Source organism: Janthinobacterium agaricidamnosum NBRC 102515 = DSM 9628, assembly GCF_000723165.1.
Classification (GTDB): domain Bacteria; phylum Pseudomonadota; class Gammaproteobacteria; order Burkholderiales; family Burkholderiaceae_D; genus Janthinobacterium; species Janthinobacterium agaricidamnosum.
The window spans coordinates 1,726,119-1,749,940 of the sequence record NZ_HG322949.1 but is presented as its reverse complement, the minus strand read 5'-3'; the positions used below and the strand labels follow the sequence as shown (position 1 = coordinate 1,749,940).

Here is a 23,822-nt window from a genome sequence, read left to right as displayed (position 1 = left end):
CGCTTCAGTCAATTAATTTGGGATTTTCTGGCTAAACAGCGTACGCGACAAGATGTTCAGCGCCAGCACGCTGAAGGTGACCAGCAAGGCGCCCCCCCAAGCCAGTGCGCGCCAGTTGTCGTACGGGCTCATGGCGAATTGATAAATCACCACCGGCAAGTTGGCCAGCGGCGCATTCATGTCGGCGCTAAAGAATTGGTTATTCAAGGCGGTGAACAGCAGCGGCGCGGTTTCGCCGGCGATACGCGCCAGCGCCAGCAGCACGCCGGTGACGACCCCCGCCTTGACGGCGCGCAAGCGTACCAGCGTCGCCACTTTCCAGCGCGGCGCACCCAGTGCGAAAGCCGCCTCCAGCAAGCTGTTCGGCACCAGGCGCAGCATATTGTCGGTGGTGCGCACCACCACCGGCACGGCGATCAGCGACAGCGCCAGCGAACCGGCCCAGCCGGAGAAATGCTTGACGTTGGCGACATACAGTGCATACACGAACAGGCCGATCACGATCGACGGCGCCGACAGCATCACGTCGGTGACAAAACGGGTGATTTGCGCGAACCAGTTTTCTTCGCCGTATTCGGCCAGGTAAATGCCGGCGAAAATCCCGATCGGCGTGCTGATCAGCGTCGACAAGCCGACCATCATCAGGCTGCCGACGATGGCGTTCATCAAGCCGCCGCCCTCGCTGCCCGGCGCCGGCGTGGTTTGCGTCAGCATGTTCAGCGACAGGCCGCCGACGCCCTTGATCAGCAGCGTGGCCAGGATCCAGATCAGGAAGATCAGGCCGACCGACATGGCCGCCACCGACAAGGCGATGCCGATGCGGTGCACCAGCAGGCGCTTGCGGTAGACCGGATTCATGGCCGGCTTCAGAGAGGCTTCTTGGTTCATTTCAGGATTCAGGCTGGATGGATTGCTCATTATTTGGCGCCTTCCTTGCGGGACATTCCTGCCAACATGATCTTGGCGCCGGACAGGACGATAAAGGTGATCGCGAACAAGATCAGCGCCAGTGCGAACAGCGACGCGACATGCAGCTTGGTTTCGGCTTCGGCGAATTCATTGGCCAGCGTGGAAGCGATACTGTTACCGGCGGCAAACAGCGACCACGACAGTTTATTGGCGTTACCGATCACAAAGGTGACCGCCATGGTTTCGCCCAGCGCGCGGCCAAGGCCCAGCATCACGCCGCCGACCACGCCGGTCTTGGTGTAAGGCAAAACGATCTTGCGCACCACTTCCCAGCGCGTGCAGCCGAGGCCGTAAGCGGATTCCTTCAGTACCGCAGGCACGATTTCGAACACGTCGCGCATCACCGACGAAATGAACGGGATGATCATCACGGCCAGGATCAGGCCGGCGGTCAGGATGCCGATCCCCATCATCGGGCCGTTGAACAACTGGCCGATCACCGGCAAGTTGCCCAGCGTTGCTTTCAATACCGGTTGCGCGTAATCGGCAAACAGCGGCGCGAACACGAACAGGCCCCACATGCCGTAGATGATGCTCGGCACGCCGGCCAGCAATTCGACCGCGGTACCCAGCGGGCGGCGCAGCCAGACCGGGCAAATTTCAGTCAGGAACAGCGCAATGCCGAAACTCACCGGGAAGGCGATCAGCAAGGCGATGAACGAGGTCGACAGCGTGCCGACGATGGCGATCAGCGCGCCGTATTGATCGTTGACCGGGTCCCACTCGACCGTGGTGATGAAAGCGGGGCCGAATTCTTTAAACGCGGGCCAGGCGCCGATGATCAGCGAAATGATGATGCCGACCAACACCAGCAACACCGATAAGGCGAACAACATCGTCACCTTGTGAAAAATAAAATCCTGCAAGCGCTGCTTGCGCATGGTGGTATGCATTTGCGCCTGATTGCTGGCGTCGGCATGAATATCGGGCATGGAGATCGGGGAGGAAGTTAAATTTGCGCTCATATTGTGCCATTAGATGTGTAGCCAGGGTCGCCCGTGCTAGCCGGGAAAGCCTGCACCGCAAGCATGCGGCCAGGCTTTCCCGGCTAACCCCCTCTCTCCTTGCAAGTCGCCATGCCGCGGCTGCTGAGGAGAGAAGGAAAACCGGATTAGTAGATTGCTTTACCAGAAGCGTCTTTCAGATTGGCTTTCCACGAATCTTCCACCAGCTTGACGACCGATGCCGGCAGTGGCACGTAGTCCAGGTCGGCAGCGGCGGCGCCGCCGTTTTTATAGGCCCAGCCGAAGAATTTCAGGACTTCCTTGGCTTTGGCGGCATCGGCCTGGGTTTTGTGCATCAGGATGAACGATGCGCCGGTGATAGGCCAGCTGTTTTTACCAGCCTGGTCGGTCAGCACCACGCCGAAACCTGGGGTTTTGTTCCACTCGGCGCTGGCGGCGGCCGCTTTGAAAGCGTCGTCGCTAGGCTGCAGATAGGTGCCTTCCTTGTTTTGCAACTGGGTATGGGTCATCTTGTTTTTCTTGGAGTAAGCCCACTCCACGTAACCGATAGCACCCTTGATGCGCTGCACGTTTGCGGCGACGCCTTCGTTACCCTTGCCACCGACGCCAACCGCCCATTTCACCGCCGTGCCGGCGCCGATCTTGGTTTTGAATTCAGCATCGGTTTTCGACAAGAAGTCGGTGAACAGGAACGAGGTGCCCGAACCGTCGGCGCGGTGCACCACGGTGATTTCGGTGTCCGGCAGCTTGACCCCGCCGTTCAGCGCGACGATTTCAGGCGCATTCCACTTGGTGATCTTGCCCAGGTAGATGTCGCCGATCACTTTGCCGGTCATTTTCAATTGGCCAGGAGCGATACCGTCCAGGTTGACCACGGTGACCACGCCGCCCATGATGGCCGGGAACTGTGTCAAGCCTTCAGCATCGAGCTCTTCCGCTTTCAATGGCATGTCGGACGCGCCGAAGTCAACGGTCTTGGCCTTGATTTGCTTGATGCCGGCGCCGGAACCAACCGATTGGTAGTTCAGGCCATTGCCGGTCGAGGCTTTGTAAGTCTCGGCCCATTTGGCGTAGATTGGGTACGGGAATGTTGCACCAGCACCTGTCATATCTGCCGCCATGACGGAAGCGGAAGAAAATGCCATCGCTGCCGAAGCACCCACGACGATCAATTTGAACATTTGCTTCATTTGCATATCAAGTCCTCAGGGTTGTTAGGGAATAAAGTCCCGGATCAATGCTGCGCAGTCTACCGCTCAAATATGACAGCTTTATGACATGGACAAAAAACCTGAAAAAAACCTCTACGCCCCGAGAAACAGTGAAAAATTACAAGCGTTGTCATAATTGATGTAACGCAAACGGGGGCAATGTCACTAGCGTGTCACATTTCGCAATTACACTCCAAAAGTGCAATACACGCTAGAATTAACTATCCGCAAAGACAAAAAAACATGAAACCTGAACAACACACGGAAGTGACAAAATCAGGCATCTTGCTTGATCGTGAGTTATCGCAGCTCACTTTTAACCGGCGCGTGATGGCGCAAGCGGAAGATAAAAGCATCCCTTTGCTGGAACGCCTGCGTTATTTATGTATTGTCAGCAGCAACCTCGACGAATTCTTTGAAGTGCGCGTGGCCAGCCTGCTGGCGGCCGGCAGCATCGGCGGCTCGCTGGCGGGCCACCCCGCCCTGATGGCGACGCTGGAACGGATCGGCAATGAATGCCACCTGATGGTCCAGCAACAATATGACATATTAAATAGCGAAGTATTACCGGCCTTGCGCGCCAAGGGTGTGCACTTGCTGCGCCACAACGACCGCAACGACGCCCAGCGCGCGTGGGTCAAGGATTATTTCGACCGCGAAGTGCGGCCGCTGCTGACGCCGATCGGCCTCGACCCGGCCCACCCCTTCCCCCAGGTAGTTAACAAGAGTCTCAATTTCATCGTCTCGCTGAGCGGCAAGGATGCATTCGGCCGCGGCACCGCGATCGCCATCGTCAAGGCGCCGCGGGTATTGCCGCGCGTGATACGGCTGCCGGACGAACTGTCGGCCAACGGCGTCTCGTTCTGCCTGCTGTCGTCGATCATCCACGCGCATATCTCGGACTTGTTCGCCGGCCGCGAAGTGATCGCCTACTCGCAATTCCGGGTCACTCGCGACAGCGACCTGTGGGTCGATGAAGATGAAGTCAAGAATTTGCGCCAGGCCTTGAAAGGCGAGCTGGTCGGGCGCCAGTTCGGCACCTCGGTGCGGCTGGAGGTGGCGATGAATTGCCCGCCGGAGCTGTCGCAATTCCTGCTCGACCAGTTCAGCCTGGACCAGAGCAGGCTGTACCGCGTCAACGGCCCGGTCAACCTGGTGCGGCTGGCCGAGCTGATCGAGCATGTCAACCAGCCCGCGCTGCGCTTTCCGCCGTTCTTCCCCGGCTTGCCGCAAAAAATGGCCGGCGCCGACATCTTTGCCGCGCTGAAAAAACACGACATCCTGCTGCACCACCCTTACCAGTCGTTCCAGACCGTGATCGACTTCGTGCGCAGCGCCGCGTACGACAGCAGCGTGGTGGCGATCAAGCAGACGATTTACCGCACCGGCATGAATTCCGACTTGATGGAATCGCTGATCGCGGCCGCGCGCATGGGCAAGGAAGTCACCGTCATCGTCGAATTGATGGCGCGTTTCGACGAGGAAGCCAATATCAACTGGGCCGACAAGCTGGAACAGGCCGGCGCGCAAGTGGTATATGGCGTGGTCGGCTTGAAAACCCATGCCAAGGTAGCGCTGGTGATACGCCGCGAAGAAGGCGCGCTGCGCTTTTATGCCCATTTGGGCACCGGCAATTACCACCCGACCACCACCAAGCTGTACACCGACTTCGGCTTGCTGACCTCGCGCCAGGAATTGGCGGTCGAAGTCAACGAAGTGTTTATTCACCTGACCAGCCTGACCAAGCCGCACAACCTGAACCATTTATGGCTGGCGCCGTTCGGCTTGCAAAGCGAGATCATCAAGGCGATCCGCAACGAAGCCAAGATCGCCCGCGCCGGCCGCCCCGGCCGCATCATCGTCAAGATCAATGCGCTGGTCGATGAATCGGTGATACGCGCGCTGTACGCCGCGTCGAACGACGGCGTCAAGATCGACCTGATCGTGCGCGGCGCCTGCACGCTGAAACCGGGCGTGCCGGGCTTGTCCGAAAATATCCGGGTGCGTTCCATCATCGGCCGTTTCCTGGAACATAGCCGCATCTATTATTTCCGCAACGACTTGGCGCACGACGTCTACCTGGCCAGCGCCGACTGGATGAGCCGCAACCTGTTCCGCCGCGTCGAAGTGGCGTTCCCGATACTGGACCGCTCGCTGAAACGGCGGGTCATCGCCGAAGGCTTGAACCCTTACCTGAAAGACAATACCAATGCGTGGGAACTGGAGCCGAGCGGACATTACCAGCGCCGCAAGCCGCGCGGCAAGCAAGTGTCCTTCAGTGCGCAGCAATACTTGATGCAGACCTTGGGCACGCCAAGTACCGAGGTGCACGACTAGACGCGCGGGCACCATCAGGCACAATCGTATCTTGACCATACAGGGAGAACAAGATGGATCTGATTTTATGGCGCCATGCCGAAGCCGAGCCCGGCACACCGGACCTGGAGCGCGCACTGACGCCGAAAGGACAGAAGCAGGCGCGCCGCATGGCCGACTGGCTGACCTCGCAATTGCCCGACAGTTGCAAGATACTGGTCAGCCCGGCGCGCCGCACGCTGCAAACCGCCGAAGCGCTGGGCCGCAAGTTCAAGCTGCATAATGAACTGGCGCCCGGTGCGGAAGCGGAAGATATCTTGAAGGTGGCCAACTGGCCTGCCGCCAAAGAGTCGGTGCTGATCGTCGGCCACCAGCCGACGCTGGGCCAGGTGGCGGCGCTGCTGCTGACTGGCGAAGAGCTCGATTGGGACATGCGCAAGGCTGGCGCCTGGTGGTTTTCACAGCACGAACCGGGCGATCCGGCCAGCGTTTACTTGAAAGCCGTGATGTCGCACGACCTGGTGGTAAAGTAACCGTTGTAAAGTAATGAGCTAAAACAATTTCGTGTGCGAATCGTCTTGAATTGCCGTCCCCATCTGCTAGAGTTTAAGCGTATCAACTCCAGGGAGCGGCCGCCCAACAGCGGTTGAAAACATTATGTTCGCATTGCTCTTTGCCGGTATTTTCGGCGCCATGATCAGTTTCATCGCTTATGAACTAATCGATGAAATGCGCGGCAGCGCCCAGAAACTGCAAGACCGTTATCACGAGTGACGGAACTTGCTCATTTGTAGCAATGGCGTCAGCGGCGCTGGTCACAGCAGCCACTCACGCCATTCTCCGATTTTCCTCCGCTTTTTCCTTCCTGTTACATTCCCGTCTTGAACTTGGTATAAATGCGCGTCATCAAACGGCGTATATCGGCCGTGGTCGCTTCCGGCGCCGCCATGCGCTGCTTGTCCTGGTCGGACAGGAAGATCGCCTTATTGTCGGCAATGTCCTTGCGCACGAACTTGACGCTGGCCGTGTTCGGATTGGCGTAAAACACCTTGTTGCTCAGGCTGGCATGCACTTGCGGACGCAAGATGTAATTGATGAACAAGTGCGCATTGCCTGGATGCGGCGCATCGGCCGGGATCGCCATCGTGTCGAACATCAGCGCCGCGGTTTTCGGGATCAGCACCTGGATTACATTGCCGTTCTTGGCGTCGATGGCGCGCTGGCGCGCGATATTGATGTCGCCCGACCAGCCCAGCGCCACGCAAATCGCGCCGTTGGCCATGTCATTGATGTAGCCAGACGAGCTGAACAGTGTCACATTCGGACGAATTACCTGTAATACTTTAGCCGCTTCCTGGTAATCGGCGGCGACCTTCGAGTACGCCGGCTTGTTCAGGTATTGCAATGCGGCCGGCAATACTTCCGACGGCGAGTCGAGGAAAGACACGCCGCACGATTTCAGCTTCGACGCGTATTTCGGATCGAAGATCAGATCCCACGCATTGTCGGGCATCGGCAAGTTGCCGAGCGCGGCCTTGACCTTGTTCACATTGATACCGACCGTGGTGTAGCCCCACAGCCAGTCGACCAGGTATTCATTGCTCGGATCGATCTTGGACAACTTGGCCTGGATCGCCGGATCGAGATTGCCAATATTACTCAGCTTGCTTTTATCGAGCTTGCGCAGCAGGCCGGCGTCGATTTGCAAACGCGCCCATTGCGCGGTCGGCACCACGATATCGTAGCCCGACTTGCCGGCCACCAGCTTGGCATTCAGGATTTCGTTATTGTCGAACACATCGTAACGCACCTTGATGCCGGTTTCCTTTTCAAAATTCTTGACCGCATCGTCACTGATGTAATCCGACCAGTTATAGATGTTCAAGACTTTTTCTTCCGCAGCCTCGACATGAACCGGCAAAGCCAGCGCCATGGCCGCAGTCACAGCCGCCACTGCCATCCCCAATTTCCGCCCCACAGGCGCTTGCCATGCTCTTGCCAACATTTCCAGTCTCCAATTGTTAAATGACGATCATATTATATCGACAGGCCAGAATCAGGTCTAGCCATGATCCCGGCCTATATCAGCCAAACTGCTGCTAAAATGCAACAAATCAGCGCTCTGCGCTTACGGCTTGCTCAGGTCGACTGCCGCCTCGCCCTTGCCAAACACCAGCGCGCCATGGTCCGCATCGATGGCGACCACATCTTTCGGCCCGAACTTGCCTTCCAAAATCAGCTTCGACAGCGGATTTTCGATTTGCTGCTGGATCGCCCGTTTCAGCGGCCGCGCGCCATACACCGGATCGTAGCCAGCTTCGGCGATCTTTTGCAACGCCGCTTCCGACACAGTCAAGCCCATGTCCATGCGGCCCAGGCGCTGTTCCAGGATCTGCAACTGGATCTTGGCGATGGCGCCGATGTTTTTCTCATCCAGGCCATGGAACACGACGATCTCATCGATGCGGTTGATGAATTCCGGCCGGAAATGCGAACGCACCTCGGCCATCACCGACAATTTCACGACGCCGGGATCGTCGCTGTCCATCGATTGAATCTTTTGCGAACCGAGGTTGGACGTCATGATGATCACGGTATTCTTGAAATCGACGGTGCGGCCCTGCCCGTCCGTCATGCGTCCATCGTCCAGCACTTGCAGCAAGACATTGAACACATCGTGATGCGCCTTCTCGACTTCGTCCAGCAAGATCACGCTGTACGGCTTGCGGCGCACCGCCTCGGTCAGGTAACCGCCCTCGTCGTAACCGACATAACCGGGCGGCGCGCCGATCAGCCGCGCCACCGAATGCTTCTCCATGAATTCGCTCATGTCGATGCGTATCATCGAATCCTCGGTATCGAACAGGAAGGTCGCCAGCGCCTTGCTCAGCTCGGTCTTGCCGACCCCGGTCGGTCCCAGGAACATGAAGGAACCGTAGGGACGGTTCGGATCGCCGAGCCCGGCGCGCGAACGGCGGATCGCATCGGCCACCGCGTTGATCGCCTCATCCTGGCCCACCACCCGCTCGTGCAGCTTCTGTTCGATATGCAACAGCTTGTCGCGTTCGCCCTGCATCATGCGCGCCACCGGGATGCCGGTCGCGCGCGACACCACTTCGGCGATCTCTTCGGCGCCGACATAGGTGCGCAACAACTTCGGCTTGCCCTTGTCGTCGGTGGCCGCCAGCAAGCCGCTTTCGGCATGCTTCAATTGCGCTTCCAGCTCAGGCAGCGTGCCGTATTGCAGCTCGGAGACACGCTGCCAATTACTGTCGCGGCGCGCCTGCTCCATCTGCAACTTGACCTTGTCGATCGCTTCCTTGATATGGGTCGAGCCTTGCACCACGGCTTTTTCGGCCTTCAGGATTTCTTCGAAATCGTTGTATTCGCGTTGCAGCTTGAGGATTTCCTCATCGATCAAGTCGAGCCGGCGCAACGACGCCTCGTCCTTTTCCTTCTTGACGGCTTCTTTTTCAATCTTCAACTGGATCAGGCGGCGTTCCAGCTTGTCCATCACTTCCGGCTTGGAATCGATTTCGATCTTGATCTTCGACGCCGCTTCATCGATCAAATCGATGGCCTTGTCGGGCAAGAAACGGTCGGTAATATAACGGTGCGACAATTCCGCCGCCGCGATAATCGCCGCATCGGTGATTTCTACCTTGTGGTGCAATTCGTATTTATCCTGCAAGCCGCGCAAGATCGCGATGGTCGCCTCGACGCTCGGCTCATCGACCAGGATTTTCTGGAAGCGCCGTTCCAGCGCGGCGTCTTTCTCGATGTATTTGCGGTACTCATCGAGCGTGGTCGCGCCGACGCAATGCAGCTCGCCGCGCGCCAATGCCGGTTTCAGCATATTGCCGGCGTCCATCGCGCCTTCCGCCTTGCCGGCCCCGACCATCGTATGCATTTCATCGATGAAGACGATGGTCTGGCCTTCGTCCATCGCCAATTCCTTCAGCACCGCTTTCAGGCGTTCCTCGAACTCGCCGCGATATTTCGCGCCGGCCAGCAGGGCCGCCATGTCCAGCGACAAGACCCGCTTGCCCTTCAGCGATTCCGGCACCTCGCCATTGACGATGCGCTGCGCCAGTCCCTCGACGATGGCGGTCTTGCCGACGCCGGGTTCGCCGATCAATACGGGATTATTCTTGGTGCGGCGCTGCAAGACCTGGATCGCGCGGCGAATTTCATCGTCGCGGCCGATCACCGGGTCCAGCTTGCCCTGGCGGGCGCGCTCGGTCAGGTCCAGCGTGTATTTCTTCAACGCTTCGCGCTGGCCTTCGGATTCCTGGTTATCGACCTTGTTACCGCCGCGCACAGTCTGGATCGCCGCTTCCAGCGACTTGCGCGACAACCCGCTTTCGCGCGCCAGCTTGCCGGCGTCGGACTTGTCGTCCGCCATCGCCAGCAAGGCCATTTCGCTGGAAATAAACTGGTCGCCGGCTTTTTGCGCTTCCTTGTCGGACAAATTCAGCACGCCGATCAATTCACGGCTCGGCAAGACATCGCCGCCGGTGCCGGAGACTTTCGGCAAACGTTCCAGCGACGCCTTCAAGGCATTGCCGAGTCCGGATACATTGACGCCGGCGCGCTGCAACAGCGAGCGCGCACCGCCGTCGTCCTGGTTCAGCAAGGCGCTGAGCAGGTGGACTGGTTCGATATAGGGATTGTCATTGCCCACCGCCAAGCTTTGCGCATCGGCCAGGGCTTCTTGAAGTTTTGTCGTGAGTTTGTCTTGCCGCATGGAAATGCTCCCTAATTATTTACTTATACAGCAAATTGGGATATCCCCGCGCATTTCAAGCACCGGGGACAGACCTCGATTATGAAGCAACAGTTACCAAGTAACATATTGCCGGATAATCCTGGTCCGTCCCGGGTTTACAGCCATTTGGACAGGGCGATGTCGTCGCTGACACGCGCGTCGACCCAGCGCGCGCCTTGCGGGGTCTGTTCTTTTTTCCAGAACGGCGCTTCGGTCTTCAGGTAGTCGATGATGAATTCGCAGGCGGCAAACGCCTCGCCGCGATGCGCGGCGCTGGTGGCGACCAGTACGATTTGTTCCAGCGGTTTTAAGGGGCCGACGCGGTGGATCACCAGCGCGCCATACAAGGGCCAGCGCTGTTTCGCCTGCTCGACGATGGCGGTGATCGCTTGTTCGGTCATGCCGGGATAATGCTCCAGCTCCATCTCGGACACCGACGCGCCGTCGTTCATGTCGCGCACGGTGCCGACAAAGGTCACCACCGCGCCGACTTGCGGCTGGCCGGCCCGCAGGCGGGCGACTTCGCTACTCAGGTCGAAGTCGTCCGTCTGGATACGCACCGCACTCATTTTGCGCCGCCTATGCGGCGCAGCAAGACTTCGATGCGGCTGGCGGTGCGGCTGTCGGCCAAGGCCGGCATCGCGCACAGCTGTTGCAGTTGCGAGATCTGGCTCAGCGGCTTTTGGCCGGACTTGAGCGACGATTGCAAGACCCCGACCTGCATTTTCAAGCGCTCGCGGGCGAATTCGGCGCCGCTGTCGACGCCGGCGACGATTTCCAGGCGCAATACTTCTTCCAGCAATTTGGCGCTATTCACTTGCAACAAGGCCGCATAATCGGCTGCTCCTTGTTGCAATGCATTCAAAGCAGCATGAAAACGGCCGTGCAATACACGCTCGTATTGGGCATCCAGCGGCGGCAGTCCGCTCCAGCGCGCTTGCCATTCATCACTGCTGATACCGGCATCCGGCTGGACCAGCGCACTTTCCAGCGACTGGCACAAACGCAATTTGTCGCGCAAGGCGTTCGCTTGCGCCGCGCCGGCACGTTCGGCGATGGCGTCGGCCTGTTGCTGCACATGGCCGACTGCCGCCTGATAACGCTGTTCGATCTTGGCTTCGCTGGCGCGCGGCACCGGACCGACCGCGCCCCAGGCCTGGCGCGCGTCGCGCAGCAAGTTGCCGATGAAGGCGATGCGGCTCTTGTCGTCGCCTTGTTCCGGGATCACGGCGGCTTCCAGGTCGGCGCAGACCGCTTCCTTGGCGTGCAAATGTTCGCGCCGTTCGTGGTCGGCGGCGTGGGCGCTTTCCTTGCGCTTGGCGAAGACTTCATCACATGCGGCGCGGAAACGCTGCCACAAAGCCTGTTCGGCGCGGCGTTCCAGCGGCAAGGCCTTGGCCAGTTCCTGCCATTTTTCTTGCAATACTTTCAACATGTCGACCGTGTTGCGCTCGCTAGGCTTCAGCAAGCCGACTTCGGTAATCAATTGCTCGCGGCGCGCGGTTTCGATCTGGCGCTGGGTCTCCAGCGGCGCCGACAATGCCGCCAGCGCTGTCGAGAATTCCGCATCGAGGCGTTTCTTTTCCTTGCGGTCGATGGTGCCGAGCCGGCTCCATGCCTGGCGCAAACGCTGCGTTGCGGCGGCAATCTGTTTCCAGTCGCTACTTTCCTGCACGGCCAGCGCGGCCGTTTCGGTAATCAATTCCTGGGCCTTGGCCGCATTGCCGTGACGTTCATCGGCCAGTTGCCTGAAGTGCAAGGCGGCTGGCGCGTAGGCCACGCTGCAGGCGGCGTCGAAACGCTCCCACAACGATTTCGGCGCCGGGCCGGACAAGGTGTCGAGCGATTTCCAGCGTTCGCGCAGGCTGCCGACCTTCTTGGCCAGTTCCGTCATCGGCAAGGCCAGCGCCGGCAATTCCTCGCCGGCCTTGACCAATTCCTCGCGCGACACATTACCGCCCCAGCGCGCCCAATCGGCCAGCCGCTTGAATTCGGCGCGCACATGGGCCAGGCGGTCGGACTGGGCCGGCGTCAAACGGCCGTGCTTGCTGTCGCGCAGGGTTTTATCGTGTTCGGACGCCAGTTGCAACTGGCCTTCCTGCAAGGCGGCATCCATGCCGTCCAGCGCCTTCAGGAATTCTGCGCTGGAAACGGTTTTGTGTTCCTTGTGTTCTTTGCTTTCTTTTTGCGGAACCGCGGCGCGCTCTTCCTTCACCACCGGCAGCGGTACCGGAATACTGGCCAGCAGCGTGTCGAATTGCTGTTGCAAGCCATTCGACACATCGTTTTCCGGCAAGCGCGGCAGGTTTTTCCATGCCCGCTTCAGCGTGTCGGCATTCAGGGTGGTCAGCTCTTGCGCCTGCCATTCGGCCAGCGTCGCCTGGCGGCTGTCGAAGGCCGCCTGATGCTGGGCCAGCGCCAGCAAACCGGCTTGCACTTGCGCTTGAGCATCAGCAAAATCAGCCGCCAAATGCTTCGGCAACGATGCGAATTCGAGCGAGGCCGCATGGACCGCATGGGCGTTATTCAGGCGCTCCAGCGCCTGCGTCATCTGTTCGGCCGACAAGCCGCTGGCCGGCAGGCGGCGCAATTCGGCCACCGCGTCGATCACGGCGCGCTGCAAGGCCACTTGCGCTTCCAGGCGCAGCGCCAGCGCGGCGCGGGCGGTGGTAAATTGTTCGGTCAGTGGCGCTGTCGCCTTGATCACCAGCCATGCGCGATCCAGTTCGGCAACCTGATTCGGGCTCAGTTTTTCATCGCGCAGCAAACGCTGGGCGGTATCGATGCCCGCTTGGGCTTTTTGTTCTTCGGCTTGCTGATGGCGTATCAAGTCCAGCCGGCCTTGCATCAATTTGGCGACCCGGCGGTCGGTATTGCGCATCGCCTGGTGCACTTGCTCCAGCAATGCCTGGCTATGCACATGGCCGGCGGCGATCAGGCGCGCATCGGCGAACTCGCTGCGCAGGATAAATTCAACGGCCGCGGTTTCATTGCCGGCCACGGCTTGCGCCTGAGCAGCCTGTTCGGCGCGGCGCGATGCGGCCTGCGCACTAGCGACCGCTGCCGCAGCTTGCTCAGCCACGACGACGTTCGTTTCAGTAGGTTTGCTGGCGGAACGTTTAAAAAGGAAATCGAACATGGCGTGCTTTGAATGGATCAAAACCGCAATCATAACAAAGCCAGGCGCAAAGGATGGGGCAAGGTTGCAGTTTATCGCAAAGACCTTGAAAAACAGCCTGGAGCCCTTATTAAAATATCCATTACTTTACCATGGACACTTTTTTAAGCGCTCGTATCCGTTGCGATAACCCGCAAGGCTTGCTTGCCCGGCGGCCGGTTCGTCGTCGATGGCGGCACATCGGAAACATCGGAAACTTCCGCTGCCACTGGCAACTCAGATAACTGTGCGGCTGGCGGCTGCGCCAGCTGGATCGCGGCGGCCGCGTCAGGCCCGCCGGACGGCGCCACCACCTGTATCTGCGGCGCCACAGGCGTCACCGCCAGAGCGGTATTGCGGCTGCGGCGCCGCTCCTCGGCCCGCGCATCATGCGCGAGAAACTGGTTGGCGATCGAAAACCATGCTTCGCCGCAAATGACACTGCGCGCAATGGCAAACAGTTCCCGTTCTTCTTTTTCCAGCCGCTGCAGCAACACCGTGCAAAAAGCGTCGATATTGGCGCAAATATGCTCCACCTGTTCTTCAGTGTGCGCGGCGACGCTGCCGGCGCGCTGCTGGATCGCATTGACATTGTCCAGCGCGGCCCGGTTCAGGGTGCTTAATTCATCGAGCAGGCGGTCGGCCCGCTCGGTCGCCTGGCGGATCGCCGGAATCAGATACATTTCGATCTTGCGCCAATGACAAGTCTGGTACAAACGGTCGAGGTGGTCGCAAGCGTATTGCAATTGCGCCAAGGTGATGCTGTTTTGCTGCCTTAACGTCGCTTGTACATATTTTTGAAACGACAGCAGGCTGACCCGCACACTGGCTTGTTCAACTGATAGCGCAACCAAAGTATATGTAGCCGTTAACATTCCCACTCCCAAGCGGCGCCACCGCCCCGGCGGTAGCATGGTTCATGGCCTGGAGTAACGCTACTGACTGGTGCATACCGTGCGTATTCCAAACCTGGAACTGAAAGTGTAAAGACTGCTAACAACCATGGGTTTGATCTTCGACAAACCTGTGTAAGATCAGGCTTACGCAAGCAAGCTAAACAATAAGAGCGACTGGCACAGCGTCCACGGCAAGGCAAGCCCGCGATGGACGCTTTGCCAGGCACGCTCAGGCCGGCTCGCCCTGTAACTGGATACGCAAACTCAGCGTGCCCGAATCTTCCGACGGGAATACCGCGCCGCCGGCCCGCTTGACCAGCCGTTGCATGCCCTTGTTTTGCGATAAGGTTTCACCGGTCAATTGTTGCGTGCCGCGGCTGCGGAAATAGGCGATCAGCTTGGCGAACAAAATCGGTCCCAGTCCCTGCCCTTTCAGCCGCGAACGCACCGCGATGGCGAATTCGGCGCTGATATTGTCCGGATCGGCCACCGCCCGCACCACGCCCAGCGTTTCCGGCTGGCCCAGCGCATTCGCACGGGTCGCGATGAACGCCATCGCGCGGTCGTAATCGATGTGGGTCAGCCGTGCCAGTTGCGACGGCGACAATTCGCGCATGGTCGTGAAAAACCGCGCGCGGATGTCTTCCGGATCCAGCGCGCGGAACAGCTCCATGTGTTGCGGCGCATCTTCCGGACGGATCGGCCGCAGCGTGATCTGTTGCCCCTGCCATTCGACTTGCTGCTCCAGTTCTTGCGGATAGGGGCGGATCGCCAGCCGGTCGTTGGCATTGCCCGGCTGCAGCCGGATGCGCGCATCGAGCGCGATCACGCCGCCGGGGTCGACCAGCAGCGGGTTGATGTCCAGCTCGGCCAGTTCGCCGACGTCGGCCACCAGTTGCGCCACCTGGATCAGCGTGCGGCAGACGGCGTCGATATCGGCCGGCGGCGAACTGCGGTAGCCGGCCAGCAATTTCGACACGCGGGTGCGGCTGATCATGTCGCGCGCCAGCACGGTATTGAGTGGCGGCAAGCCGATCGCATGGTCGGCCGTCACTTCCACCGCCAGGCCGCCCTGCCCCACCAGGATCACCGGCCCGAACACCGGGTCGGTGGTCACGCCGACGATCAATTCATGCGCATGCGGGCGGCGCGCCATTTGCTGCACGGTAAAACCGTCCAGCCGCGCATCAGGCCGCATGCGGCGCACCCGTTTCAGCATCGCGGCGGCGGCAGTGCGCAGGATATCCGGCGTGTCCAGATCCAGCGCCACGCCGCCGACGTCCGATTTGTGGGCCAGGTCGGCCGAATGGATCTTCAGCGCCACCGGATAGCCGATCTGCGCCGCCACCGCCAGCGCCTCTTCGACGTCGGCCGCCATGCGCGTGACGGCCACCGGTATGCCGTAGGCGGCCAGGATTTCCTTGGCCCGGCATTCGCCCAGCACGGTCTGGCCGGCCGCCAGCGCCTGGGCCACGATGTCGCGCACCCGCGCGCGGCGCGGCGCCGATTGCGGCAACTGGCCCGGCACTTCCATCAGCAACTCCTGGTTGCGCCGGTATTGCACGATCTGCATGAAACCGTGCACGGCTTTCTCGGGCGTGTCGTAGGTCGGGATTCCGGCCCGGGTAAACACTTGCCGCGCCGGCGCCACCGAGGCGCCGCCCAGCCAGCACGCCAGCACCGTGCGCGCACTGGCGCGCATCAGCGGCGCCAGCGCGTCGGCAATGTCCTTGCTGGACACCAGCGCGGTCGGCGCATGCAGGAACAGCAGCGCATCCGAGCCGGCCTGGTTCAGCAGCGGCTTGACGCTATCGACATAACGCTGCACCGGCGCGGCGCCGGCGATGCCGACCGGATTGCGCCGCGACCAGCCCGGCGGCAATACCTTGTCAAGCACCGCCACGCTGGCCGGCGACAAGCTGGCCAGCTGGCCGCCGGCGCCGGCCAGTGCATCGCTCGCCATCACGGCCATGCCGCCGCCATTGCCCAGGATGGTCAGGCGTTCACCGCGCTGTTCGCGCACATGGGCCAGGGTTTCCACCGCGTCGAACAATTCGTCGGCCGAATAGACCCGCAACATGCCGGAGCGGCGGATCGCCGCATCGTAGACCGCATCCGAACCGGCCAGCGCGCCGGCGTGCCAGGCGGTGTCAGCCGCGCCATTGGCCGCGTGGCCGGCTTTCAGCACGATCACCGGCTTGCTGCGCGCCGCTACCCGTGCCGCCGACATGAATTTGCGGGCCGCGTGCAAATTTTCCAGGTACAGCAAAATGGCGGCGCTATCGGCGTCGCCGGCCAGGTAATCGAGCAAGTCGCCGAAATCGATATCGGCGCCGCCGCCCAGCGAAATGAATTTGGAAAACCCCAGGCCGCGCGTGACGGCCCAATCGAGCACGCCGCTGGCCAGCGCCACCGATTGCGACACCAGCGCGATCTGGCCCGGCAAGGCGGGAATGTGGGCGACGCTGGCGTTCAGGCCGATGCCGGGCACCAGCAAGCCGACGCTGTCCGGGCCGAGGATGCGCAGCAAATGCGGCTGGGCCGCCTTCAGCATGGCCTGGCGCAGCCGCCTGCCGCCGCTTGCTCCATGTTGTGCGGCGGCATCGTCGAAGCCGGCCGTCATGACGATGGCGGCGCGGGTGCCGCGTCCGCCCAGTTCTCGGATCAGGCCGGGCAGCGTGGCCGGCGGCGTGCAAATCACCGCCAGTTCCGGCACGCCCGGCAAGGCGGAAACCTTGGCGTAGCAGCGCTGGCCGTGGATGTGCTGGTATTTCGGATTGACCGGCCAGACCGGGCCATCGAAGCCGCCGGCCAGCATATTATTGAACACGGTGGCGCCGATGCCGCCCGGCCTGGACGACGCGCCGATCACCGCCACCGACTTCGGTTTGAACAGGCTGTCGAAATTGCGGATACTCATGGCTGGCCTTTGGATTGGATGGCGGTGACGGCAACAGGCAGCCAGTGTAATTCAAAGGGTCGGTAAAAAACTTGATGCGGATGCTTTTTTTGCCACGCCGGCCCGGGCCGGAATAGCGGCATCGATACTTTTACAAAGCTCATCGCCAACTGCAGCGGCTTGATACCGGCGATACAGACCAGCCAAGCCGTGGTGGCCAGAACCTCGCCTGGCCACCCACGATGATGTTCACTAATTAATTGCTGTAGATCGGATTCGGCGCGACGTACACGCGCACGTTCTTGACATGCACGTCGGCCGGCGCGATCGCGGCCAGGTCGAAGCGCTCGTCCGAACGCAGGGTGTCGAATTGCCAGGTGAAGGACTTGCCGTCGGCTTCGAACTTGACGACATCTTCCTGGTTCACATTGACATGCTCGGTGGCGCTGGAAATCGTCACGGTGCGCGTCGCGGCCGATGCCGGCACGGCATGGCCAAGGGCCGGGCTGGCGGCATCGGCGGCGAAGGAAGCCAGCGGGCTCAACAAAGTTACGGCCAGAATGGCGATCATGCGGGTCTTGACGGTTTTCATATATCGGTCCTTTTGTCAGGGTTGATCACAGCTTTTTGTCAAAGCGATGTGATCATTCTACGAACCGATCCGCACAGACGGATGACGCAAAAATGACATTTGGATGACAAGTTAAAACAAGGGTAACGCGGCCTGCAATTGCGCCGCAAAACCATCAGGGATGGCATGCGTCACCCGCACCGCCGGGCAGCCATGCCAGTTGGCCAGGCGTCGCAGCGCGCCGGCCACGTCGCCAGTAAAACGTTCGCTGATGCGCACGCCCGGTTCCAGCACCAGCGACTTCAGCTCGAACACGCCGCTGCCGCGGTGCGCCTTGGCGTCGACCCGCCCGACCAGCGCGCCGCGGCGCAGGATCGGCAGCGTGAAATAACCATAGCGGCGCTTGTCGGCCGGGGTGTAGCATTCAAGCCGATAGTCGAAACCGAACAATTCCAGCGCGCGGCGGCGGTCCCACACTACCGGATCGAAAGGCGACAGCACGCTCGTCAGGGTCGCCGCCAGCTTGCCGTCGGCGGCGCCGCGCGCCAGCGCCAGGTGGTCGGGATGGATATACACGGCTTCGCTCCAGCCGGCCACGCGCGCCTTCAGCAGCGCGCCCTCGGCGACCAGCGCTTCCAGGTCCGGCCGCGGCTGCCTGGTGCGGAAATAGTCGGCTATCCACGACGCCTTGGCCAGCCCCAGCGCCTTGACGCTTTTCAGCAGCAGCGCGCGGTGAACCTGTTCGCGCGGCGCCAGCTGGTCATCGCTCCAGCCGGGCAGCACGCGCTCGGCCAGGTCATAGAAGCGCTGGAAATTGTGGCGCCTGGCGATCATCAGCACGCCAGCCGTAAACAGCACTTCGAGCGACTTTTTTTCCGGCTTCCAGCTCCACCAGCCGCCGCCCTTGCCGTCGGTGCGCTCGAAGTCGGCGGAGCGCACCGCGCCGTTGGCCCGGATATGCTCCAGCACCGCGTCGACCGCCGGACGCTGTTCGCGCATCCAGGTCTCGGAATACTTCCAGCCCATCGCGCCGGGATCGAGCATGCGCTGCCGGTACAAGCCGTAATCCTCGATCGGCACGAAGCTCGCTTCGTGGGCCCAGTATTCGAACAGCGCGCCTTCGGCCAGCAATTCTTCCAGCCACGCTTGCGGATAATCGGCCAGCCGGCTCCACAGCACCAGGTACGGACTGCGCGCCACCACGTGGATGGTGTCGATCTGCAGCACGCCCATGCGGCGTATGGCGTCCAGCACATCGGCCTTGACGGCCTTCCGGCGGCGCGGCTGCAGCAGCCCCTGGGCCGCCAGGTGCAGCGCGCGCGCCGCCGCCAGCGACAGCCTGATGTCGGGCGCCGTGCCAGCCATCGCTCAGTCCTTCTTTTTCATCAGGCCGGCCAGCGCCGCGAACGGATTGTGGGTGGCCGCCTGCATGGCCGCCGATTGCAGTCCGGCGCCGCGATCCGCTTCCAGGTAGCGCGAGTGTTCATTGTCGTGGCAATACAGGCACAGCAACTCCCAGTTGCTGCCGTCCGGCGGGTTGTTGTCGTGGTTATGGTCGCGATGGTGCACCGTCAGTTGCTGCACGTTGGCGCGGGTGAATTCGCGCATGCAGCGTCCGCAAATCCATGGGTACATCTTCAGCGAGCGTTCGCGGTAACCGCTTTCGCGCAGGTCGGCGGCGCGGCGCGCGTCGGCGACGATCTTGTCCAGTTTTTCCGGATCGGGCTTTTTAATCTGCATGGCGGCTTTCAATCAGGTAGCGGGTGAGTCGGTCAAGGAATGTGGCTGCAGCCACCGGCGTCCATTTTATAAGGAAGCCGGCCAGTGTGCAGATTTTCCGCCACGCCGCGCGCCGCGGATTGGCAATCCGCTATATATTTCCGCTGGCTGGCCACAAAGAACGTTATTTGGCGCAAAATAATACCAATCTTCGGCTATTATGCGCAGCCTTATATCCCCTTCAATGACTCTTGTACGCAAGCGCCCAATTGATCTCCAAGCTCAGAACAACCCGCCACCTGCTGCACCGACTGTACCCGGTCACGCTGTTGCCGGCCTTCGCGCTGGTATTGCTGCTGGCCTTGTGGAGCGCGGTGTTTTATCACATCGACCAGGAGCGCCAGACGGCCGTCAAGGACGCGGTGTTCAACAGCCAGTCGCTGGCGCGCACGCTGTCCGATCACATCAGCTACATCCTGCGCCAGACCGACCATGCGACCCAGCTGTTCAAGCTCAAATACGAGGAAACCGGCGGCGCGCTGCGGCTGGATGAATTCACCCGCCGCGGCGGCTTGCTCGACAGCGTGCTGCCGTCCCGGCTGAACCTGCCGATTGCGCTGATCGGCACCGACGGCAGCGTCATCGACAGCGCCAACGCCTACATGCCGGCAGGCCTGGCGCATGAAACCTTCTTCAAGACGCTGCGCTCCGGCCAGGCCGAGGGGCCGCTGTTCGACACCCCGGTGATGGAGGCGGACAGCAAAAAATGGCTGATCCGCATTTCGCGCCGCCTCAACGACGCCCGGGGCCAGTTCGCCGGCGCCATCGTGATCATGCTCGATCCGACTTATTTCGTCGACGATTACGACCGTCTCAACGTCGACGAGGATGGCGCGCTGATGCTGATCGCGCGCGACAGCGGCCTGGCGGTCGGGCGCATCGGCGAAAAACTGATCGTCAGCGACAAGATCGATTTTTTCGTGCCGGGCGAGCCGCAATATCCGGCCGACCAGGTGCTGATCACGCAGCCGCCCGATCGGTCCGACCCGCTGCGCCAGATCGAGCGCATCTACAGCTACCGCGACCTGCCGCGCTATCCCTTGCTGGCGGTGGTCGGCGTGACGCGCCAGGTGGCGCTGGCCAAGTTCGAACAGCGGCGCTACGCCTATTTCATCGCGCTGCTGGTGTTTACCGCGCTGATTATCGGCTTTATCGCCTTGCTGATGCGCCAGAGCCGGCGCCTGCAGGACAGCATGCGCGAGGTAAGGCAGGCCGGGCAGGAGGTGCGCCACAACCACAGCTTCCTGCAATCGCTGATCGACCATTTGCCGGTGCTGGTCTACGTCAAAAGCGCGCGGCCCGAGGATTTCGGCCGGATGGTGGTGTGGAACAAGGCCGCCGAACGGGTCACCGGTTACAACGCCGGCGATGTCATCGGCAAGCACGACGACCTGGCCTTCGCCGGCGCGTTTTCGCTCGATGACAGCGACGACGACCGCCGCCTGCTGGCCGAACAGCGCGTCATCGACTCGCCCGAAAAACCGTTCATGCGCCCGGACGGCACCTTGCGCCACCTGCATACGGTATCGGTGCCGGTGCTGGACGACGAGCAGCAAACCGAATACATCCTGTGCATCGCCGAAGACGTCTCGCAGCGCCGCCTGCAGGAACTGGCGCTGCGCCAGAACCAGGCCGAACTGGCGGCCGTCAACGACGCCTCGCCGCTGGGCCTGGTGCGCCTCGACCAGGAGTGCGAGTGCACCTACGTCAACCGCACCTTTGAACTGATCACCGGCCTGCCGCGCGCCGACGCGCTGGGCGCCGGCTGGATGAGCCCGGTGCATCCGGACGACGACTGCATCCTGATGGCGGCGCTGGAGCAACTGGGCCGCACGCGCCAGCCGTTCCAGGTCACGCTGCGCTGCCTGCACCGCGACGCCAAGGTGGTGTGGGTGTCGCTGAAGATCGCCGCGATCCTGATCGACGGCAGGATCGAAGGCTATGTCGGCAGCCTGGACGACATTACCACGCTGCGCGAATCCGAAGTGGCGCTGCTGGAAAGCGAGGCGCGCCTGCGCACCATCGCCAACACCCTGCCGACCATGGTCGCCTACGTCGACGCCGACCAGATCTATCGTTTCCAGAACCTGGCCTACGAGCGCGAATTCAGCCTGACCGGGATACATGTGCTGGGCAGGACGGTGCGCGAAATCGTCGGCGACATTCGCTACCCGGTGCTGGAACAGTACATACTGCGCGTGCTCAAGGGCGAAACCCTGAGTTTCGAGGAAGAGGATCAAAAAGACGGCATCGAACGCTGCATGGAAGTGATCTACATCCCGCAAACCGGCGAGGATGGCCGCAGCGTGGTCGGTTTCCACGCGATGCGCCAGGATATCACCGCGCAAAAACGCGAAAAACAGCGCTTGCTGAAACTGACCCAGGTCGATGCGCTGACCGGACTGACCAACCGCGCCGGCTTCCTGCAAAAACTCAGCGACGCGATGCTGGCCTGCCAGGAAACGCGCGGCCTGATGGCGGTGATGTACATGGATATCGACCGCTTCAAGCCGGTCAACGACACGTACGGCCACGGCGTCGGCGACGCGCTGCTGCGCGCCTTTTCGAACCGGCTGACGCAGGCCATGCGCGCCAGCGACACCATCGCCCGCCTCGGCGGCGACGAATTCACCATCATCATGGAAAAAATCGGCAAGCCCGAGGATGCGGCGGTGCTGGCCGCGAAAATCGTCTCGGCGATGCAGGCGCCGTTCGAGCTGGACGGCGTCAGCGTCGACATCTCGGCCAGCATCGGCCTGGCGTTTTACCGCGATGAGGCGATCAGCCCGGCCGCCTTGCTGAAACAGGCCGACGTGCTGCTGTACCAGGCCAAGCAGGCCGGGCGCAACACATATAGATCAAGCGAAATCGCGCTTTAGAAGTGGCTCACAAAATGTCCATGGCGGCGTTGCATTGCCTTGTCGTAGATTCATACTGCCTGCTGCAATGCGCCTTGCCCTGAACACTTTGTCAGCCACTCCAAGGTTTTCAGCGAAATTGTTGGATGGCGCTGCGCTAATCCAACCTACAATACCTGATTCCTGCTACTTCCCGCGACTGACACGACTCTATGCGCCTGCTGCACACTTCCGACTGGCATCTTGGCCAGACGCTGCACAATTTCGAGCGCGGCCACGAACACCAGTGCTTTCTCGACTGGCTGCTCGACACCATCGTGGCCGAACAGGCCGATGCGTTGCTGGTGGCCGGCGACGTGTTCGATAACGCCAATCCGTCATCGGCTTCGCAAAAGCAGCTGTATACCTTCTTGCAGCAAGCGCGGGCCCGCGCGCCGCATTTGAACCTGATCGTCATCGCCGGCAACCACGATTCGCCCGGCCGGCTGGAAGCGCCCGGCCCGCTGCTGGCGGCGCACGGCACCCATGTCATCGGCCAGGTGCAGCGCGATACCGATGGGAAGATCGATGTCGAACGCATGGTGCTGCCGCTGACCGGCAAGACCGGCGCGGTCGAGGCGTGGTGCATCGCGGTCCCCTTCCTGCGGCCCGGCGACGTGCCGCGCGTGGCCCCCGACAATGGCGCCGATCCCTACCTGGCCGGCATCGCGCTGCTGTACAGCCAGGCGCTGGAAGCGGCGCAAGCCAGGCGCCAGCCGGGCCAGGCCATCGTCGCGATGGGCCATTGCCATATGATCGGCGGCGACATGTCCAACGATTCGGAACGCCGCATCGTCATCGGCGGCACCGAAATGCTGCCGTCCGGGGTATTCGGTCCAGCCATCGCCTATGCCGCGCTGGGCCACTTGCACAAGGCGCAAATGGTTGCCAGACAGGAGCACATCCGCTATTGCGGCAGCCCGATACCGCTGTCGTTCGCCGAAGTCGGCTACCAGCACCAGGTCCTGCGCATCGACCTCGACGGCGCGGCCGTGACCTCGGTGACGCCGCTGCCGGTGCCGCGCGCGGTGCCATTGCTGCGCATACCGGCCCAGCCGGCGCCTGTCGACGAGGTACTGGCCCGGTTGCTCGCGCTGGATTTGCCGGAAGCCGTGCCGGAAGCGCTGCCGCTGCTGGAAGTGCGGGTGCGGCTGGATGCGCCGGAACCGGGCTTGCGCGCCCGCATAGAAGCGGCGCTGGACGGCAAGCCGGTGCGGCTGGCGAAGATCGAAACATCGAGCGCGGCACGCAGCGATCAACCGCAAGCGATGACGCTGGACCAGCTCGACCAGCTGCAGCCGGACGATATCTTCCGCAAGCTGTACCTGCAAAAATTCGGCAATGACGCGCCGGCCGAACAACTGAGCGCATTCGCGGAACTGATGCTGAAATGA

At 61.4% G+C, this 23,822-nt stretch carries 16 protein-coding genes; 4 read left to right on the top strand and 12 right to left on the bottom strand.

All coding sequences use genetic code 11. The features are described 5' to 3' along the window. Positions 1-12 precede the first annotated feature (12 nt). The 3 genes from pstA to pstS form a co-directional block, all read right to left on the bottom strand. Positions 13-888, bottom strand: a complete 876-nt coding sequence (gene pstA / locus GJA_RS07420) for a phosphate ABC transporter permease PstA (protein ID WP_144241677.1) — start codon at positions 886-888, stop codon at positions 13-15. 29 nt (positions 889-917) lie between these two features. Beyond that, positions 918-1,901: a phosphate ABC transporter permease subunit PstC gene (gene pstC / locus GJA_RS07415; RefSeq protein ID WP_242404477.1), complete on the bottom strand. Its 984-nt coding sequence runs from the start codon at positions 1,899-1,901 to the stop codon at positions 918-920. 179 nt (positions 1,902-2,080) lie between these two features. Next, positions 2,081-3,130: a phosphate ABC transporter substrate-binding protein PstS gene (pstS, locus tag GJA_RS07410; RefSeq protein ID WP_038490532.1), complete on the bottom strand. Its 1,050-nt coding sequence runs from the start codon at positions 3,128-3,130 to the stop codon at positions 2,081-2,083. Positions 3,131-3,388: 258 nt separating this feature from the next. Between pstS and ppk1 the strand changes: the two genes are divergently transcribed. Both ppk1 and sixA read left to right on the top strand, forming a co-directional pair. Then, a complete protein-coding gene (ppk1, locus tag GJA_RS07405; protein WP_038490529.1) occupies positions 3,389-5,482 on the top strand; it encodes a polyphosphate kinase 1 in 2,094 nt (697 codons plus the stop codon). Positions 5,483-5,535: 53 nt separating this feature from the next. After that, positions 5,536-5,994, top strand: coding sequence for a phosphohistidine phosphatase SixA (sixA, locus tag GJA_RS07400; RefSeq protein ID WP_038490526.1), 459 nt, complete (start codon positions 5,536-5,538; stop codon positions 5,992-5,994). A 335-nt stretch (positions 5,995-6,329) separates the two neighbouring features. Here sixA and GJA_RS07395 read toward each other — a convergent pair whose 3' ends face one another. The 9 genes from GJA_RS07395 to GJA_RS07355 all read right to left on the bottom strand — a co-directional run bounded on the left by GJA_RS07395 (position 6,330) and on the right by GJA_RS07355 (position 19,492). Then, positions 6,330-7,421 (bottom strand): polyamine ABC transporter substrate-binding protein, encoded by a 1,092-nt coding sequence (locus GJA_RS07395; protein ID WP_242404476.1) that lies wholly within the window; start codon positions 7,419-7,421, stop codon positions 6,330-6,332. Between the two features lie 168 nt (positions 7,422-7,589). Then, the gene (gene clpB, locus GJA_RS07390) at positions 7,590-10,208 is read right to left on the bottom strand and encodes an ATP-dependent chaperone ClpB (protein ID WP_038490520.1); all 2,619 of its coding nucleotides are present in this window, start codon (positions 10,206-10,208) and stop codon (positions 7,590-7,592) included. Positions 10,209-10,345: 137 nt separating this feature from the next. Then, the gene (locus tag GJA_RS07385) at positions 10,346-10,798 is read right to left on the bottom strand and encodes a molybdenum cofactor biosynthesis protein MoaE (RefSeq protein WP_038490517.1); all 453 of its coding nucleotides are present in this window, start codon (positions 10,796-10,798) and stop codon (positions 10,346-10,348) included. After that, complete coding sequence (locus tag GJA_RS07380; protein ID WP_242404475.1) at positions 10,795-13,311, bottom strand: DUF349 domain-containing protein; 2,517 nt, start codon at positions 13,309-13,311, stop codon at positions 10,795-10,797. The genes GJA_RS07385 and GJA_RS07380 overlap by 4 nt, the downstream gene beginning before the upstream one ends. Positions 13,312-13,511: 200 nt before the next feature. Then, positions 13,512-14,261: a hemerythrin domain-containing protein gene (locus GJA_RS07375; protein ID WP_242404474.1), complete on the bottom strand. Its 750-nt coding sequence runs from the start codon at positions 14,259-14,261 to the stop codon at positions 13,512-13,514. A 250-nt stretch (positions 14,262-14,511) separates the two neighbouring features. After that, positions 14,512-17,202, bottom strand: coding sequence for a bifunctional acetate--CoA ligase family protein/GNAT family N-acetyltransferase (locus GJA_RS07370; RefSeq protein WP_038490514.1), 2,691 nt, complete (start codon positions 17,200-17,202; stop codon positions 14,512-14,514). 235 nt (positions 17,203-17,437) lie between these two features. After that, positions 17,438-17,773, bottom strand: coding sequence for a CzcE family metal-binding protein (locus GJA_RS07365; RefSeq protein ID WP_051780414.1), 336 nt, complete (start codon positions 17,771-17,773; stop codon positions 17,438-17,440). A gap of 111 nt (positions 17,774-17,884) precedes the next feature. Then, positions 17,885-19,117 (bottom strand): winged helix-turn-helix domain-containing protein, encoded by a 1,233-nt coding sequence (locus GJA_RS07360; RefSeq protein ID WP_038490511.1) that lies wholly within the window; start codon positions 19,115-19,117, stop codon positions 17,885-17,887. Between the two features lie 3 nt (positions 19,118-19,120). Then, a complete protein-coding gene (locus GJA_RS07355; RefSeq protein ID WP_038490507.1) occupies positions 19,121-19,492 on the bottom strand; it encodes a YajD family HNH nuclease in 372 nt (123 codons plus the stop codon). 248 nt (positions 19,493-19,740) lie between these two features. Between GJA_RS07355 and GJA_RS07350 the strand changes: the two genes are divergently transcribed. Together GJA_RS07350 and GJA_RS07345 are read left to right on the top strand one after the other, a co-directional pair. Further along, positions 19,741-22,410, top strand: coding sequence for a sensor domain-containing diguanylate cyclase (locus tag GJA_RS07350; protein ID WP_242404473.1), 2,670 nt, complete (start codon positions 19,741-19,743; stop codon positions 22,408-22,410). Positions 22,411-22,601: 191 nt separating this feature from the next. Continuing rightward, entirely contained in the window at positions 22,602-23,822 is a 1,221-nt protein-coding gene (locus GJA_RS07345) for an exonuclease SbcCD subunit D C-terminal domain-containing protein (protein ID WP_038490504.1), read from the top strand.